We start from the raw sequence: 16,799 nt of genomic DNA on the forward strand, positions 1-16,799 counted from the left end.
CCCGAAGGTGACCGATCTCGCGAAGCGCATCGAGGGTGCGCAGGACCCGGAGATCAAGACGATGACGGCGTGGCTCTCCAAGTGGGGTGCCTCTCCGACTGCGTCGTCGATGCCGGGAATGGACCACGGCTCGATGGGCAGCGGCAACGGCATGATGACCGCCGAGGAGATGGCCAAGCTCGGACAGGCCACGGGTGCCGAGTTCGACAAGATGTGGACGGAAATGATGATCAAGCACCATGAGGGTGCGATCGCCATGGCCAAGACCCACATCGAGAAGGGCAGCAACGCCGACAGCAAGAAGCTCGCCCAAGAGATCATCACCGCGCAGCAGGCCGAGATCACCGAGATGCAGGGGCTGCTGAAGCAGGGCTGACCCGCGAAAGACGGTCAGGCCGGGGTGAACCGAGTTCGCCCCGGCCTGAACGCTGTTCTCACCGAGTCTGGGGGATTTCCTCGGTGAGCCTGATGGCTGGAACGGGGACCCCAGCCGCCACCTACTATAGTGAATCGTAGTCAGATCCGACTATTTCTGCCGTATCCTCTCCGCCAGGAGGAACGATGCACGGACTTGGTGAGTTGGAAGCCGCGGTGATGAACATCCTGTGGGATGAACAGCCGCTCAAGGTGCGCGATGTGCTCGACCGGCTCGAAACAGGAAAGAAGCTCGCGTACACCACCGTGATGACCGTGCTCGACAACCTGCACCGCAAGGGTTGGGTCACTCGTGAGCTCGAAGGCAAGGCCTACCGGTACGAGCCGGCGCTGAGCCGCGCCGAGGCAGCCGCCCGCACCGTCCGTGACGTCCTCGCCTCTTCGGGTGATCCCGAAGCCGTGCTGATGCACTTTGCGCAGTCGGCGACGGAGCGCGAGTCCGAGCTGCTGCGCCGAGCACTGCCGAAGAAGAAGAGGTCGTCCGCCTCATGACGGTCGCGGTCTCGCTGCTGATCGGCGCCGCGCTGATGAGCTGGCTCGCACCGACGACCCTGGCTCGCCGGGTCGTCAACGGTGGTGATCCGCTGGTCGCGGTGGTCGCGTGGCTGACATCGGCGGCGGCTGTGGCTCTCACCACGCTCGGTGGCGTCGTTCTGCTCCTTCTCCCGAACCACGGGTTCGGGGAGACGTTGATCGCCGCGCTGGGCGACTGCTGGTCCTCGGTCCGGCATGGCACTCCTCCCAGCGTCGAGGCGGTCAGCGGCGTCGTGGGTGCCTTGCTGCTGCTCGGCCTGAGTGTGCGATTGGTCGTGGGCGCGGTGGGTAGTGCGCGGCGACGAGCGCGCAGGCGTGCCGACCACCTCGCGGTCCTGCGCATCGCCGCACGTCGCGACGGCGAGACGCTGTGGCTCGAGCACGACGAACCAATGGCGTTCAGCCTCACCGGGCGCCCTGGCGTCATCGTCGCGACGGACGGTCTGGCCAAGAAGCTGAGCGGTGCCCAAGTGGACGCCGTACTCGCGCACGAACGCGCCCACCTGACCGGGCGCCACCACCTGATCGTCGCGGTCGGCGAGGCGATGGCCAGCGCTTTCCCGTTCCTGCCGCTGTTCAGGCTGGCGCCCGGCATGCTGCGTGAGCTGGTGGAACTGGTCGCGGACGCAGCAGCCGTCCGCGAATGCGGCGCGGACGCGGTGCGGAGCGCCTTGCTCAAGGTGTCTCGCCACGGTGCGCCAGGCACGGCCTTGGCGATGAGCGGCACCTCCATGGACGTGCGCGTCGAGCGACTGCTCGACGGACCTGCTCCGGTAAGCCGGCGCCGTCAGCTGCTCTCCTGCGGGCTCGCAGGCATCACCGCCATGGTCATCCCCGTCCTGGTCGCGGCGGGCGCGATGCTCGCCGTCGTAACAGTGGCCTGCCCAGCCTGACCAGGTCGTTCACCGATCGGCAGGCTGCAGCCGTGCCATCTCGGCCGTAACGAGCCAGCGCCCATCAGCTTGACGACGCAGCGTGACGAACGTTTCGCGGAGTTGACCGTCGCCTGTTCGCCACGTCGCCTTCGTGGTCGCCGCCGACTGCTCCTCGTTGCCGACGGCCACCTCCACACTGATCACGACCGCCTTGCCAGTCGCCTCTACGACCAGCGAGCCACGTGGGTTGTCAGGGTTCTCGGGCGCGAGATACGGCAGCACCCGGCGGTTGGTACGGCCGATCTCGTCCGGCTCGACCGAGTGCGCGGCCTCGACGTAGGCCTTCGCCACGGACCGGGGATCGGCGAAGTTCGCGCCCGCTGACGGTGCACCAGAGAGAGGTGCCTGGGGTGTGTCACCTACCGCCGACCGGACCGCGGGTCCGACGGGTTCTTCGGCCTGCGACGGCGGCGCAGTGGAGGTGGCCACCGGTGCCTGCTCTGCACTGGTGTCCGTGTCGATCAAGCCGGACATGACCAGCAGACCGCCCACGGCCAATACGGCGAGTAGAACGCCTTTTGGACTGCTGGCTGCCATCGCGTTGCTCCTCGTTCACGCGGTGAAGCTGATGTGCAGGTGGTCGTAGTGACCGCCAGTGGGATTGGTGACGTCGTACACGCCCGCGCCGGTGTACTTCTCGCCCCAGCCGCCCTGGTCGCCGGTGGTCGGATCCCAGTAGCGCCCCTGCCAGATGATGTAGCGGATCTTCAGCGGGCCCGCGTACGCCCGCGTCCAGGAGGCCATCCGCCAGCCTGCAGCGAGCCGCTCTCCCGCGGGGAACACGCCGAACCGGTCCGGGAACAGGTCACACGCCTTGCCGGTCGGATGGTCGCTGAACGGTGTCTCCGGTCGCGCGCCATAGCAGGTGACCGAGGCGATCTGTGGCCCGAAGGCGCTGCGGATCTGTTGCAACGCGTGGGCGGTGGCCGCGGTGAGGCATCCCGCTGTCGTGGGATCGTCGACGACGCATCCTGTCGGCGGCCCGGCATAGGGCACCGGAGCCGGCAGCCCGGCAAGATCCGCGCCGCCTGGCACCGGTCCCCCGTCACCGGAAGGCGTGGCCTCGGCTGCGGCCCACTCGCGTTCGTACTTGCGAATGTTGTCAAGGTAGCGGCGGACGAGCGACACGCACGTGTCGCCGCATCCCGCTTCGCCTGACTGAGGAATCCCGGTGCGGCTCAACAACACCCGGCCGCACCCCGCGATGTGGCACACGCTCATCGCGTCGTGCGGATCGAGCGACTTACCCGTCTGCTTTAGGTGTGCCGTCATTCCGCGCAGATTGCTGCACAGAAACTTCAGCCCGAGTCGCATGTGGATCGCTGGATCGAAGATGTCCGCTCCGGACGGAGGTGGAACGCTCGCCCACGGCTGTCCGCCGAGGTTCTTCCAGTTCGCCTGGTTGATCTGAAGAAGGCCGGCCGCACCGCCATTGCTGTCGTTGCTCCACGCGGTCGGCCGCCAGCCGGACTCGGCCTGCACTTCGGCGATCACCCGCAACGGGTTGAGCTCCGGGCAGTCCGTGGCGACGAACGACGTGATGATCGGAGCCACTTCTCGCGCCAGCGGTGGAATTTTGGTGATGTCGAAGGTGGCCTGCCCAGGTGCTGCTCCAGCGATCGCGCCCTGGTTGCCGTTGCGGACCATGAAAGGCAGCACGAAAACGGCCTGAATCGCCAGAAAGGCCGCCAAGGCGACCACGCACACCGCCAGCACCAGGTGCGGCACCCTCATGAAGCCTCCTGCCGGACAACAACCCGTGATTTACTATCACGAGTAGTACATCCGGTCCACTAGGCCCCTACGGGTGAACACGCGATGGTCGAGCACTCGCGCCGCCGCCATCGCACGATCACGGCCGTTGCGAGCACGGCCAGTGACGCCAAGGCGAGCAGAGGTTGCAGCGGAGCCCAGACGCCAAGTGCGCCGGACACTCCCAGCAGCGCCATGACGATCTTGTTGCAGACGGGACACCCGACCGCGAGTGCACTGAGCAGCGAGCCGCCGTAGACGCGGGCAGATCCAACACGATCCTGCTGAACACCGGGCCGGATCCCCGCCCACACGGCCGTGAGGACCGCCGTGAGCACGAGCACAGGCGGTTCCCACCACCGGACCGGGGTCATGCGCGTGAACAGCGAGTTGTCGATGACATCAGTCGGCAAACCGACCACGGCAGCGCTCAGTGCCGCGCCGGTGAGCGCGCGAGCCCAACTCCACGACCAGGTCCGCACCTGAGTGTCGTCCATCGCCACCCCCGCCGTATCTACTATCCAGAATAGTAACCTACGCGGTGCCGCCGACACGACGGAGAAGATTCCTGCCCCACAACACACCCACCGCGCCGAGCACCAGCCAGGCAGCCAGAGCCGCGATCGAGCGCGGCGATCCGAAGTCCAGCACGGCATCCCCCAGCAACGCGGCGACCAGCGTGGTGGGCACGAGCCCGAGCGCGGTGCCCAGCGCGAACAGCGCCGGGCGCACCGCCGTCACGCCGGCGCCGTAGTTCGAGGCGGCGAACGGGATCACCGGCAACAGCCGCAGCACGAGGGTCGCGGCCAGACCGTTCTTCGCGAACACCTCGTCCAGTGTGCGCAGACGACTGCCGCCGATCCGTCGCTCCATGGCCTCCCGTCCCAGCAACCTGCCAATACCGAAGGAGATCAACGCGCCCGCGGTGAACCCGGCGATCGCGAGAGCCGCACCGGGCAGCACACCGAACAGCAGGCCGGAGGCGGTCGCGAGCACGGGCTTGGGGAAGAACGCGGCGGTTCCTCCAGCGCACAGCAACAGGAACGCCACCGGGGCCCAGGCGCCTGCACCGTGGACCCAGGAACGAATCTCGTCCCCGCCTGGCAGATCCACCACGAACGAGATGACGACCAGGGCGACAACGAGCGCCACAAGTGCGATCGCACGCACGTCACGCATGAACAACCCGCACTTCCGTCTGTTTCGGTCGTTCGATGGTAAGCGCAGGGTCTCATCACCTACGAATGCAGGTAGTAGAAGGACGAGGCGGCGAGTCGCGGATGATCGGTTCACGTCCTACCCTCGACGAGTGATCAGCCGGCGACCGAGGCAGGGGGACCCATGATCGGCGCAGTGGTGGTCCTGGCCGCGGTCGCGGGCGTGGTGGCCGCGGTGTTCGGCCTCACCGTCCTGGTCCGGCTCGGTCGCACGATCACCGAGGTGCGGCCGTTCCTGTCCGGTCACCAGCCCTCCGAGCACGCCGTTTCCCGCTACCACGTGCGCTGGTACACGATCACGATGATCTTCTTGGCGTTCGACATGGAGATGGTGTTCATGTATCCGTGGACGCTCGTGGTCGCCGAGATCGGGACGCCCGCCGTGGTGGAGATGTTCATCTTCCTCGCGATCCTCGTGGCGGGCGTGTGGTACGCGTGGCGGGAAGGGGCGCTGCGGTGGACCTGACGTCCTGGCTGCTGCATCGCACGCCGGTCCGGCCCCTCATCGCCGCCATGCCTGGGGGTACCAGGGCACGGATCGCCGTCGAGCAGTTCGCACGGCAGAACGGGTGGCGGCTCGCGCTCTCCCCTGCTGAGGCCAACGTGCTGGTGGTCGCCGGCCCGACCACGGCGGAGATCGGCCCGTACGTCGACCAGGTGTGGAGCACCATCCCGGCTCCGCGGGTGCGGGTGCATGTGGCGGACGGAACTGACGCCGAGCGGGTGCTGACTTCGATCACGGCGACGTTGCACGACGTCGACCTGCAGCGTGGCGAGGCGCAGCAGGCGCTGCGCACGGAAGAACTCCCGCGGTCACGGCACGAACAGCACTCTTCAGCGCACTCCTGCGGCGCCGCGATGCACGACGATCACGCTTCGGAGATGTCGTGCGGTGGCGCGATGGCGGACGAGCACGGCGGGCACCACGGGCACGACATGAGCTCGATGGAGCTGCCAGGTGGCCTCTCGATGGCCGATCGCGGTGCCGACCGGGACGGACTCACCCTGGACCAGCTGCACGTACCGCTCGGGCCCGTGCTGCCGGATTGGCCAGAAGGTCTCGTCGTGCACACCGTGCTGCAGGGCGACGTGATCCAGCAGGCTCACGTCGAGGTCATCGGCGCCGCGCCGGCCCACGATCGGCTGCCGCTCGTCGCCCGGCGGCTCGACAGCGCAGCGCGGCTGCTGTCGGTCGCCGGATGGGCCGACGCTGCGGCACGGGCGCGGGTCCTGCGCGACGAGATCCTGGCCGGGCGTTCCAACGCCGACGACCTGAGCCGATGGGCACGGCGAGTACGCCGGTCCAGGGTGTTGAGGTGGTCGTTGCGTGGGATCGGGGATGTGCTGCCTCGCCTGCACCACTGGCTCGACGAGATCGAGTCCGGCTACGACACCGACGAACCGTCAGCGCACGGCCTGGCGGAGCTGCTCACCGGAGCGGAGTTCGCCGCCGCGCGGTTGATCGTGGCGAGTGTGGACCCGGTGGCACACCATGCTTGAGGTGACGCCGTGGTGGGGAGCACTGCTGTTGCCGGTGGTGCTCGGACTGTTCGCCCTTGGTGCGGCGTCGTTCGACTCGGTGCTCACCACTGGCCGTGGAGCTCTTGCCGAACCGCTGCGAGCAGCGGCGGGCCTGCTCGTTCAGCAGCGGCGGCGCACGCTGGCAGCGGATTCCCTGCTGTGGCGGGGTGGTGCGATCGCGCTGCTCGTCGCGGGAGTCATGGCGGCGCTGGTGATTCCACTGGGTCCGTGGGTCGTTTCCGACTTCTCGGTCGGCGTCGTGTGGTTCAACGCGATGGAGGTCGTCGCCTGGGCGGCGGTGTGGCTGGTCGGCTGGGGTGCGAACTCGGCGTTCGGCCTGATCGGCGGTTACCGGTTCATCGCGCAGGGCCTGGCCTACGAGCTGCCGCACATGTTCGCGCTCATCACCGCGGCGTTGGGTGCCGGTTCGTTGCGAATTGGGGACATCGTTGCCGCGCAACAGAACCTGTGGTTCGTGGTGTGGATGCCGGTCGCGTTCGCCGTGTACCTGATGTCGGTACTGGGAATGGCGTTCTTCCGGCCGTTCGACCACGCCGTGAGTGGCGATGCCGCCGGCGGCGTGCTCGCCGAACTGTCCGGTGTGGACCGTTTGGTGTTCGTCGCAGGGCGGTGGCTGCTGCTGACCTCCAGCGCGGCGATGGCCGTGCCGCTGTTCCTCGGCGGTGGGCAAGGGCCGCTGCTGCCCGCCTGGTTGTGGTCGGCGCTCAAGACCGCGGCGGTGCTCGGCTTCCTCGTGTGGGCGAGCCGGTGTGCTCCCACTGTCCGGATGGAGCGGTTCCATGAGATCGCGTGGATCGTGCTGATCCCCGCGACCCTGGTGCAGGCGCTGGTCGTGTCGGTCGTGGTGATCTGGTGATGGCACAGGTGTTGTTCTGGTTGTGCGCGATCGCGGCCGTGGTGACCGGCATCGCGGTGTTCCGCGTGGACTCCATGGCCCGCGCGACGTTCGCACTGCTCGCCTCGTTCGTCTTCACCGCGGTCACGATCCTGCTGCTCAACCTGGCCTATCTGGGCGTGCTCGTCATCCTCATGATGATCATGGAGATGGTCATCATGGCTGTCTTCATGGTCATGTTCATGATGAACCCCGCCGGGCTGATGCCCATGACCATGGTGCACAACCAGAAGGGCTCCCTGGCGATCGCCGTCGGCACGTTCGTCGTGCTCGCCACGGGCGTCCTGCTGGTGCCGTGGCCGGGGTCGGACCGGGCGCGTCCGGACGATCCGACGATGCAGCTCGGCGAGGCCCTGATGGGCTCGAAGATGCTGGTGATGATCGTGCTCGGTCTCGTGCTGTTCGCCACGATGGTCGCCACCGTCGTGCTCGCCACCCATCGCGGTCGCTACGACCGGTATGGCGATCGACTGGACCGCAAACGCCCTGACGATCCGGTGCCGGGAGGGATCGGCCGATGAGCCTCCAGGAGTTCCTGCTGCTCGCCTCGGCGCTGTTCAGCGTGGGGTTGTACGGAGCGCTGTCGCAGCAGTCCATCGTGATGATCATGATGGGGCTGGAGCTGATGATCAATGCGGTGATCGTGGGCGCTTCGGCCTTCTGGTACTTCGTCTCCCCCGACCGTCCGGACGGACAGGTGGTCGTACTGCTGGCGGTGACAGCCATGGCCGTCGAGATGGCCGTCGGGTTCGCCGTGACCACAGCGATCTTCCGCAGCCGGGACGTGGACATGACCGACATGGCCGCGGACCTCAAGGGCTGAGCGATGACACTGTGGCTGCTCGTCTCCGTCCCGCTGCTCGTCGGCGCCGGCTTGCTGGTCGCGGGCAGCCGAGCCGACCGGCTCGCTCCCGTGGCCGCGATCGCGGCAGCGGTGGGCTGCCTGGCGCTGGCGTCATTTGCCGCATATGCGCGGCCGGTCGCGTCCGCACCGCTGCTGGAGGGCATCGCCTTCGGTCTCGCGGTCGACGGCTTGTCCGCGGTCATGGTGGTCACCGTGGCGGCGGTGCTCGTCGCCGTGCTGGTGTTCGCCGCAGGCGACATCGGGCGGCAGGCGCGGTTCTTCGGGCTGATGCTGCTGTTCGCGGGCGCGATGCTGGTCGCCGTCACGGCCACGACGATGGCGTCGTTGCTGATGGCCTGGGAGGTCATGGGCGCGACGTCGTACGCGTTGATCGCCTACTGGTGGCGCGACGAGCACCGCGTCGAGTCGGGCAACATCGCCTTCCTCACCACGCGTGCGGCCGACCTCGGGCTGTACCTGGCAGCGGGCGCGATGCTCGCGGGCGGAGCGGGAGGTCTGGCGCTCGCTGATCTTCCGCAGCTCACGTCGGGATGGCGTGATGTGGCGGCCGCCGGGATCGTGCTGGCCGCGCTGGGCAAGTCGGCGCAGCTGCCGTTCAGCTTCTGGCTGTCGCGGGCGATGGACGGCCCGAGCCCGGTGTCGGCGTTGCTGCACTCGGCCACGATGGTGGCAGCCGGTGCGTATCTCCTGTTGCGGCTGGAGCCGTTGCTCGCCGCGACGGCCTGGGCGGCGGTACTGGTCGCGTGGGTTGGTGCGGTGACCGCGCTACTACTCGGTGCCGTGGCGGTGGTGCAGCGAGACCTGAAGCAACTGCTCGCGGCCTCGACGTGCGCCCAGGTCGGGTTCATGGTGCTGGCAGCGGGTGTCGGAGGAGTCACCGCGGGATCGGCACACCTGGTGGCACACGCGGCGACGAAGAGCCTGCTGTTCCTTTGCGCGGGCGCGTGGCTCACCGCGCTGGGCACCAAGGAGCTGACGTCGTTGCGCGGAGCCGCCCGGCGTTACCGCGTCGTCGGGCTGAGCTTCGCGGTGGGCGCACTCACCCTTGCCGGCGTGCCCCCGTTGTCGATCTGGGTGACCAAGGACGCCGTGCTCGCCGATGCGCTGCGCGACTCCCTGCCGCTGTACCTCGTCGGACTCGCCGCGGCGGTCATGAGCGGGCTGTACGCCGGACGTGCGCTGTGGCTGATGTGGACCGGTGACACCGCAGGCGATGCACCTCGTGTTCCGCGTCTGCTGGCGTGGCCGCTGCCGGTGCTCGCGGCAGCCGCGGCGGTGCTCGGCATCCCCCTGCTCGGGCGAACAGCGGCGTGGGAGCTCGCGGTGTCCGGTGTGGTGGCGGCGCTGGCCGTCGGCGTGGCGATGAGGCTGACCCAGCGGGGCGACCGGCTCGCGAGCTCTACAGGGGTGCTGGCGGACTGGTTGGGACTCGAGCGCTTCGCACGCCGTGCGGTGGTCGTGCCGACGCTCGCTGTGGCGGGATGGCTGGCGAGGTTCGATGATCACGTCGTGGCGGGCAGCGTGCGCGCCTCGGCCGCCGTCGGAGGCGCCACCGCGCGGGTGGCAGGCCTGCGGATCGACGTGTCGCTGGACCGGATCGTCGCCGGCGTCGGCGAGAGCGCCCGGCGGCTCGGCCGGCTGGCCCGGCGGCCGCAGACCGGCCAGCTGCACCACTACTACGCCCAGTCGGTCGTCGTCCTCGCGCTGCTGGCGACGCTGCTGATCATCACCGGACGAGGGTGAGGTGAACGTGCTCAGCATCGTGGTCTTCCTGCCCGTCGCCGCGGCCGTGGCTCTGCTGCTGTTCCCGCGGATGAGCGACTCGGCGGTCCGGTGGACGTGGATCACGGTCACCGCCGTTGATCTCCTGCTCGTGCTGGGGTTGTGGATCGCCTCCCCTCCGGGTGACGGCTTCGCCTACGAGGTCGATCTGCGGTGGATCCCGAGCGTCGACTCCGGTTACCACATCGGCGTCGACGGACTGAGCATGCCGCTCGTGGCGCTGACCGCCGCGTTGTTCCTCGCCTGCGCGATCTACTCGGCGCGCGAGACGCGGCGCGTGCGGTCGTTCGCGGCTCTGTTCCTGTTTCTCCAGACCGTGTGCCTGGGGCTGTTCGTCTCGCTCGATCTGATCCTGTTCTTCGTCTTCTTCGACCTGTCGATCGTCGGCATGTACTTCGTGATCGCGGGCTGGGGCCACCGAAACGCGGCCCGCGCGGCACTGCAGTTCTTCCTGTACACCTTCCTCGGATCGCTCGCGCTGCTGCTCGGGTTCATCGGGCTGTACCTCGCGGCCGCGCCGCACACGTTCGACATCGTGGAGCTGACGCGGCAGAACCCGTTGGCGGGCAAGGGAGTCACCGGCGCGCTGATTCTGCTCGCGCTCGGCGTCGGCCTGGCCATCAAGACACCCACGGTGCCGTTCCACACGTGGCTGCCACCGGCGCACACCGAGGCTCCAGCGGCCGGATCGGCGATCCTGGCCGGGGTGCTGCTGAAGATGGGCACCTACGGCTTCGTCCGCATCGTCATGCCCGTGCTGCCCGGCGTGTGGCGGCAGTACGCCCTGGTGTTCGTGATCGTGGGCGTGGTGAGCGTCATCTACGGTGCGCTGGTCGCGCTGGCGCAGCGCGACTTCAAGCGGATGATCGCCTACACATCGGTCAACCACATGGGCTACGTGATCCTGGCCGTCGGCGCCGCCGGTCTCGTCGCGTCCTCGGAGTCGCAGGCACGACATCTCGCCATCACCGGCGCCGTCACGCAGATGGTCAGCCACGGCTTGATCACCGGCGCGCTGTTCCTGCTGGCGGGCGCGATGTGGGATCGGGGTGGGACCTACGACATGGACAGTTACGGAGGCCTGGCCGCACAGGCGCCACGGTTCGCCGGTCTGGCCGGGCTCGCTGCGTTCGCGTCGCTCGGACTGCCGGGGTTCTCCGGGTTCATCGCCGAGTTCCAGATCTTCACCGGGTCACTCGGCGGCGCGCCGGTCGCGACCGCGGTGGCGTTCCTCGGAATCCTGATCACGGCAGCGCTCTTCCTGCGGGTGTTGCAGCAGGTGCTGCTCGGTTCGCAGCGGTCGCCGTCCGGGAAGTTCGGCGACCTGACGTGGCCGGAGACCGCGTCGATCGGGCCGCTGATCGCACTGTCCGTCCTCATCGGACTGTTCCCGCGTCCGCTGCTGGACGCGATCGAGCCGGCCGCCCGCACTGTCAGCGCGATCTTCGGCGGGTGACCGCGTGGAGATGATGAACGAGAACCCGGCGGCGCTGCTGCCGGAGATCTTCCTCGCCTTGGCCGCCGTCCTCGGCCTGCTGCTCGGTTCGTACCTTCCGCGGCACCGCCAGTGGCTGGTCCGCGTGCTGTCCGCGGTCGCGTGCCTCGCGGGCATCGCGGTCACGGTGACGATGTGGTCCGGGATGGACCAGGCGGTGTTCGGCGAGAGCTACGTGATCGATGTCGCCACCAACGCGACGCGCGTGATCGTGCTGCTGGCGACGCTGGTCGTCACCGGTCTCGCGGGTGAGGTGACCGGGTGGGCCAGGGAAGCCGAGTTCCACGTGCTCGTGCTGCTCGCGGCGCTGGGCACGGTGGTGATGGCCGGTGCGGCGGACCTCATGCTGCTCGCGGCCGGGTATCTGCTGGCGAGCATCCCGCTGTACGCGCTGGCCGGGTTCGCGAAGGACAAGGCGGGCGCCGAGGCATCGCTGAAGTTCTACCTGCTGGGGGCGTTGCTCGGGGTGGTCACGCTCATTGGGGTCACGCTGCTGTTCGGTGTCGGCGGCGCCACCGCGTACATGGAACTGCGGCTGGACGAGGCTCCGTCGGCCGCAGTAGCCGTGGGGACCATCGCGGTGCTCGCCGGTCTGCTGTTCAAGATCGGCGCGGTACCCGCCCACTTCTGGGTACCGGACGTGACCGAAGGCGCACGGCCCGTGGTGGCCGCGTTCGTCACCACCGTGCCGAAGATCGGCGCGGTGGTCGCCACCTATCGCCTGGTGGCCGTGCCTCTACGCGACGCCGGTGTCGACTGGAGCCTGTTGATCGCGGTCATCGCCGCGGCCACCATGACGCTGGGCAACCTCGCGGCGTTCTTCCAGGACAACGTCCGGCGGCTGCTCGCGTACTCGACGATCAGCCAGGTCGGCTACCTGCTCATGGCGGTCGCGGTGGCCGAGCGCGCTGACCTGGCACTGCCGAGCATGCTGCTCTACCTCGGTGCGTACGCGATCACGAACCTGGGCGCGTTCGCAGTCGTGTGCGCACTGCCTTCTGCCGTCACGCTCGAGGACTACCGCGGACTGGTGCGCGAGCGGCCCTGGCTCGTCGTCAGCCTGGTCGTGTGCCTGCTGGGACTGGTCGGCACCCCGCCGACCGCGGTGTTCGCCGGCAAGCTGACCGTGTTCACCGCCGCCCTCGACGGCGGGTTGCTGTGGCTGGTGGTGCTCGGCGCGGTCAACACAGTCGCCAGCCTGTTCTACTACCTGCGGTGGGTGGTTCCGGCTGTGCGGGGTGAGGCTGCGGACGCCTCCGACATCCGCACTTCCGCGGCACGCGTGGCGTACCTGCTGGCTGCGGCTTCGCTGGCCGGCGGTGTCCTGTCCGGGGTAGTGCTGCCGATGTTCGACGGCACTCTCCTCCAGTGACCAGCCTCTCTCCCTACTACGGATCTTCGTAGGTGTTGTGAGATGCTGGTGCCCGATGAAGCAACAGCTGCGCGAACGTCCGGCCGGTAGGCCGCTGGTCGCCAGGCTGGATCCGGTCCGCGGCCGTTCAGCCCGGCGCCCTCGTCGACGTCCGGTCCGAGAGTGGATCGTGGCGGGTGTCGCGGTGCTCGTCCTGTTCGGACTCAGTGCCGTGGCCGTGCGTGACACGTTGACGCCCCCGCCCACCCAGGCAGCGGCCCCGACGCAGGAGCTGGATCAGCCCAGTGCCGTCGCGCACGACCAGGCCGGGCACGCGCTCACCGGCCGCACTCCTCCCGCACCGAATCCGGATCCGAAGGTCTTCGACGCGGTGAAGGCATCCGCCGAACTCCCGCCCGGTGGCGACTTCACCGTCCAAGGTGCGCGGAGGTGGACGGTCGTACCCGGCACGAGCCCGGCGGTGGGCGGAACGAACCGCGTCACCTACACCGTCGAGATCGAGGACGGCGTGCAGCTCGTCGGCGGCCCCGAGACCTTTGCCACCGACGTCAGCACGATCCTCGCCGACCCGCGCAGCTGGATCGGCGACGGTAAGCACGGCTTCCAGCGCGTCGACTCCGGCAAGCCGGACCTGAGGATTCGACTCACCTCTCAGATGACCACGCGCGACGTGTGCGGATTCTCGATCCCGTTCGAGGGCTCCTGCGTCAACGGCGACAACGTGACGATCAACGTCGCGCGCTGGGTGCGGGGCGCGGTCTCGTTCCAGGGCGTCCTGGTGGAGTACAAGCAGTACGTGGTCAACCACGAGGTCGGCCACGGCCTGGGATACGACCACAAGTCCTGTCAGGAGAACGGCGCGCTGGCACCCGTGATGATGCAGCAGTCGTGGGGTATCTCGAACGACTACCTCGCCGCGCTGGGCACAGACCGGGTCAGCAAGGACGGCAAGGTGTGCAAGCCCAACGCCTGGCCCTATCCCACCGGTAGCTGACGCGCGGTCAGAACGCGGCAGGCAAGATCTCCACATGACTTCCGCCCGAAGGCCGACACTGCGCACGGTTCTGCGCAACCGCGGCTACCGACGGCTGTTCACCGCCCAGACCATCTCGCGCTGGGGTGACACGGTGAACACCGTCGCGTTGGTCGTCCTGGTCTTCCAGCTCACCGGGTCCGGGCTCGGAGTCAGCGGCGTGGTGATCGCCGAGATCGTGCCCGTGCTGCTGCTCGCCCCCATCGCCGGTGCGATCGTCGACCGGTTGCCGCGCATCAGGGTGATGGTGGCCGCTGACGTCGTGCGCATGGTGCTCGCCGCCGCACTACCGGTGTTCGACCAGCACGTGATCGCGGTGTTCCTCATCGCTTTCGGGTTGTCGGCCGGGTCGGTCTTCTTCAACCCCGCCTCCGCTTCAGTACTACCCAGCATCGTCGCAAAAGACGAACTCGTCGCCGCCAACAGCGGACTGTGGTCGGCCGCCGTGGTCTCGCAGATCGCGCTCGCTCCCGCCGCGGGCGTGCTCGTCGCCGTATGGGGACCCAGCCCGGCGTTCTTGATCAACGCCGCCACCTTCGCCCTCTCGGCGCTCGCCCTGACCAGGCTGCGACTGCCCAAGACTCCCGCTCCGGTTTCCACGGCCTCCTGGACCACCCGAGTGCTGGAAGGTCCGCGCCTGCTCCTCCACGATCGGCTGCTGCGCGTGCTGGCCTCTGTCCAACTGCTGGCCGCCCTGTCCGCCGGCGCCACCAGCGCCCTGCTCGTCGTCCTCGCCGAACGCCATCTGGGAACCGGACCTGGCGGGTTCGGCCTGCTCATGGGGGCCATCGGCGTCGGAGCCGCACTCGGGCCCCTGCTGCTGGCCAGGCTGACCGCCAACCCCCGCCAACCAGCGCTGATCTTCGGTCCTTATCTGCTGCGCGGGGCCGTCGACGTCGTTCTCGCCACCAGCCGCAGCCTGCCGGTGGCGATGACCGCTCTCGCCTTCTACGGCGTGGGCACCTCCACCGGCATGGTCACGTACAACTCGCTGTTGCAGGCCGAGGTCGCCGAACACCAGCGCGGGCGTGTGTTCGCCGGGTTCGACATGATCTGGCAGACCGGCAGGCTGGCCTCCATCGCCCTCGGTGGCCTGGCCGCTGACAGTCTTGGCATCCGCGCCGTTTACCTCCTGGGCGGAGGCCTCCTGCTGCTCGCCGGAACCATCGGCCTACTCGGACTACCTCGACATGGCGCGTCAGACCATCACTCCACATAGGACAGCACGGCCATCATCCCCGCTTCGCCGTGGTACACGTTGTGGCAGTGAGTGAGCCATTGGCCGGGGTTGTCTGCATCGAAGTCCACGATCAGCTCCCGGCCGGGCAGCACGATCGCGGTGTCCCGGCGAGGACCGATCTTGCCGTTCGCCCGAACCTGGAACGTGTGGCCGTGCACGTGCATGGGGTGAAACATCTTCGACTTGTTCCGCATCCGCAGCCGCACGACCTGTCCGGAGCGGATCGGCAGCCCGTCGGCCGGGTCGTAGGCCTTGCCGTTGATCGTCCAGGAGTACTTGTCGCCGGGGCCTTCCAGGACGAGATCGTGCGTGACGTCCGGCTCGCGCAGCGGCAGGGCGACGCTGTCCGTCGCACGGAGTGCGTTCATCTCCGGCACCACCAGCTTCGCCAGTTCCGTGGCGAGCGCTTCGCTGTCCGTTGACGCCGCCACTCCGGTTGACAGCAAGACCTGGGTGAACTGACCGCGGCCCTCGGCGAGGGCGAGCACGGGCACCGTCCGATCAGGCACGGTCACGACGCAGTCGAGCCGCTCCCCCATGCCCAGCAGCACTACGTCCAGCTCCACCGGCATCACAGGGAAACCGTCCGCGTGGGTCACGGTCATCGGGACCCCCGGCACGCCGACCCGGAACGCGGTGTCGGCTCCCGCGTTGATCAGCCTCAACCGGATGCGCTGCCCCGGCTTGGTCGCGAACGTCTGCGGGGCCTTCCACACCTTGCCGTTGGCAAGCACGTGCGGATAGATGACATCGCCGGCGTCGCCGCCGAGCAGGTCGGACTTGGGCATGGCGGGCATGCCCGGCATCGCGCCGTGGTCCATGCCGGGCATGCCGTTGGCGCGCAGCTCGTCGAACACGGCGTCCGGTGTCCGGCCAAGCCCGTCGAGCCAGTCGTCGAGCACGATGACGAGTTCGGTGTCGTAGTTCCCGCCGTCCTCCGGGTCCTCCACGATCAGCGGGGCGTAGAGGCCGCGGTCGAGCTGCACGCCCGAGTGCGGGTGAAACCAGTAGGTTCCGGGATCCGGCGCGGTGAACTCGTAGGTGAACGACTGACCGGCGGGGATCTCGTCCTGGGTCAGGCCTGGCACGCCGTCCATGTCGTTGCGCAGCGCGAGGCCGTGCCAGTGGATGCTCGTCGGCTGGGGCAGCTCGTTGCGCAGTTCGACGTTCAGCAGGTCGCCGCGCCTGATCCTGATCTCCTTGCCGGGGAGCTCCCCGTACGACCAGGTGCTCGCCGTGATGCCACCCAGGTCGACCTCGGACTGGACCGCGGCCAGCTTCACCGACGTCTTGCGCGCACCCGCGATCTGACGGGCGCGCTCGGCGGCGGCCACCTTCGGCGAGTTGGGCCCGATGGGCGTTCCACCGCCAGACGATCCGCCGTTGCTCGCGCATCCCGCGAGGCCTGTCGCTGCCACCAGGCCGAAGCCGAGCCGGAAGAGGTCCCGGCGGCCGAGGGACGCGGGCTGAGCGGTCATGAGGTCCTCCAGAGTTATCTACTAAGGTAGATAGTAGCAATCTCGGAGGCGACCCGGATCGCGGACGCACCCCCGGCCGTGTCCCAGGTCACAGGTCATACCCCTACCCCGTATGCCCACGAAACCTTGCACACCCATACCCCCCTTAGGTATAAAGGTGGCAAGCGCCCGTCGTTCCCCCGGTCAGTTGCGACCGGCCGCGCGACGGACCGATCGACAGGAGC

18 protein-coding genes are annotated in these 16,799 nt (G+C 68.5%); 13 read left to right on the forward strand and 5 right to left on the reverse strand.

Going from position 1 to position 16,799, the window contains the following annotated elements:
* The 3 genes from IG04_RS0141360 to IG04_RS0141370 form a co-directional block, all read left to right on the forward strand.
* The coding region (locus IG04_RS0141360; protein ID WP_030482215.1) for a DUF305 domain-containing protein at positions 1 to 376 on the forward strand (376 nt) is incomplete at its 5' end.
* Positions 377 to 561: 185 nt separating this feature from the next.
* Entirely contained in the window at positions 562 to 927 is a 366-nt protein-coding gene (locus IG04_RS0141365) for a BlaI/MecI/CopY family transcriptional regulator (RefSeq protein ID WP_030482216.1), read from the forward strand.
* A complete protein-coding gene (locus IG04_RS0141370; protein WP_030482217.1) occupies positions 924 to 1,862 on the forward strand; it encodes a M56 family metallopeptidase in 939 nt (312 codons plus the stop codon). The genes IG04_RS0141365 and IG04_RS0141370 overlap by 4 nt, the downstream gene beginning before the upstream one ends.
* A 9-nt stretch (positions 1,863 to 1,871) precedes the next feature.
* Here IG04_RS0141370 and IG04_RS0141375 read toward each other — a convergent pair whose 3' ends face one another.
* Genes IG04_RS0141375 through IG04_RS43490 form a run of 4 tightly spaced genes read right to left on the reverse strand, consistent with a single transcriptional unit; the run spans position 1,872 to position 4,835 of the window.
* Complete coding sequence (locus IG04_RS0141375) at positions 1,872 to 2,441, reverse strand: hypothetical protein (RefSeq protein WP_144065805.1); 570 nt, start codon at positions 2,439 to 2,441, stop codon at positions 1,872 to 1,874.
* Between the two features lie 15 nt (positions 2,442 to 2,456).
* Positions 2,457 to 3,638 carry a lytic transglycosylase domain-containing protein gene (locus IG04_RS0141380; protein ID WP_030482219.1) on the reverse strand — a complete coding sequence of 394 codons (1,182 nt, stop codon included), beginning with the start codon at positions 3,636 to 3,638 and terminating at the stop codon, positions 2,457 to 2,459.
* A gap of 59 nt (positions 3,639 to 3,697) precedes the next feature.
* On the reverse strand, positions 3,698 to 4,153 hold the full coding sequence (locus IG04_RS0141385) for a hypothetical protein (RefSeq protein WP_051771991.1): 456 nt from the start codon (positions 4,151 to 4,153) through the stop codon (positions 3,698 to 3,700).
* A gap of 37 nt (positions 4,154 to 4,190) precedes the next feature.
* Positions 4,191 to 4,835: a TVP38/TMEM64 family protein gene (locus tag IG04_RS43490; protein WP_051771986.1), complete on the reverse strand. Its 645-nt coding sequence runs from the start codon at positions 4,833 to 4,835 to the stop codon at positions 4,191 to 4,193.
* A 162-nt stretch (positions 4,836 to 4,997) separates the two neighbouring features.
* Here IG04_RS43490 and IG04_RS0141395 point away from each other — a divergent pair, with 162 nt between their 5' ends.
* From IG04_RS0141395 to IG04_RS0141440, 10 genes are read left to right on the forward strand one after another with little or no spacing between them, the layout of a single operon-like run.
* On the forward strand, positions 4,998 to 5,339 hold the full coding sequence (locus IG04_RS0141395; RefSeq protein WP_030482222.1) for an NADH-quinone oxidoreductase subunit A: 342 nt from the start codon (positions 4,998 to 5,000) through the stop codon (positions 5,337 to 5,339).
* On the forward strand, positions 5,330 to 6,373 hold the full coding sequence (locus IG04_RS0141400) for a hypothetical protein (RefSeq protein WP_030482223.1): 1,044 nt from the start codon (positions 5,330 to 5,332) through the stop codon (positions 6,371 to 6,373). The genes IG04_RS0141395 and IG04_RS0141400 overlap by 10 nt, the downstream gene beginning before the upstream one ends.
* Positions 6,366 to 7,271, forward strand: coding sequence for a complex I subunit 1 family protein (locus tag IG04_RS0141405; RefSeq protein ID WP_030482224.1), 906 nt, complete (start codon positions 6,366 to 6,368; stop codon positions 7,269 to 7,271). Before IG04_RS0141400 ends, IG04_RS0141405 begins: the two co-directional genes overlap by 8 nt.
* Positions 7,271 to 7,831 (forward strand): NADH-quinone oxidoreductase subunit J family protein, encoded by a 561-nt coding sequence (locus IG04_RS0141410; RefSeq protein ID WP_030482225.1) that lies wholly within the window; start codon positions 7,271 to 7,273, stop codon positions 7,829 to 7,831. The genes IG04_RS0141405 and IG04_RS0141410 overlap by 1 nt, the downstream gene beginning before the upstream one ends.
* A complete protein-coding gene (nuoK, locus tag IG04_RS0141415) occupies positions 7,828 to 8,133 on the forward strand; it encodes an NADH-quinone oxidoreductase subunit NuoK (RefSeq protein ID WP_030482226.1) in 306 nt (101 codons plus the stop codon). The genes IG04_RS0141410 and nuoK overlap by 4 nt, the downstream gene beginning before the upstream one ends.
* A 3-nt stretch (positions 8,134 to 8,136) precedes the next feature.
* Positions 8,137 to 9,918: an NADH-quinone oxidoreductase subunit 5 family protein gene (locus IG04_RS0141420; protein WP_030482227.1), complete on the forward strand. Its 1,782-nt coding sequence runs from the start codon at positions 8,137 to 8,139 to the stop codon at positions 9,916 to 9,918.
* 7 nt (positions 9,919 to 9,925) lie between these two features.
* The gene (locus IG04_RS0141425) at positions 9,926 to 11,413 is read left to right on the forward strand and encodes a complex I subunit 4 family protein (RefSeq protein WP_030482228.1); all 1,488 of its coding nucleotides are present in this window, start codon (positions 9,926 to 9,928) and stop codon (positions 11,411 to 11,413) included.
* Between the two features lie 10 nt (positions 11,414 to 11,423).
* The gene (locus IG04_RS0141430) at positions 11,424 to 12,824 is read left to right on the forward strand and encodes an NADH-quinone oxidoreductase subunit N (protein ID WP_338043690.1); all 1,401 of its coding nucleotides are present in this window, start codon (positions 11,424 to 11,426) and stop codon (positions 12,822 to 12,824) included.
* Between the two features lie 55 nt (positions 12,825 to 12,879).
* Positions 12,880 to 13,818 (forward strand): DUF3152 domain-containing protein, encoded by a 939-nt coding sequence (locus IG04_RS0141435; RefSeq protein ID WP_063758382.1) that lies wholly within the window; start codon positions 12,880 to 12,882, stop codon positions 13,816 to 13,818.
* A 34-nt stretch (positions 13,819 to 13,852) separates the two neighbouring features.
* Positions 13,853 to 15,076 carry an MFS transporter gene (locus tag IG04_RS0141440; protein ID WP_036017017.1) on the forward strand — a complete coding sequence of 408 codons (1,224 nt, stop codon included), beginning with the start codon at positions 13,853 to 13,855 and terminating at the stop codon, positions 15,074 to 15,076.
* Here the strand turns inward: IG04_RS0141440 and IG04_RS0141445 are convergent.
* A complete protein-coding gene (locus tag IG04_RS0141445) occupies positions 15,064 to 16,575 on the reverse strand; it encodes a multicopper oxidase family protein (protein WP_030482232.1) in 1,512 nt (503 codons plus the stop codon). The genes IG04_RS0141440 and IG04_RS0141445 overlap by 13 nt on opposite strands.
* Positions 16,576 to 16,799 lie beyond the last annotated feature (224 nt).

The sequence above is a fragment of the Lentzea albidocapillata genome, assembly GCF_000719115.1.
GTDB classification, from domain to species: domain Bacteria; phylum Actinomycetota; class Actinomycetes; order Mycobacteriales; family Pseudonocardiaceae; genus Lentzea; species Lentzea albidocapillata.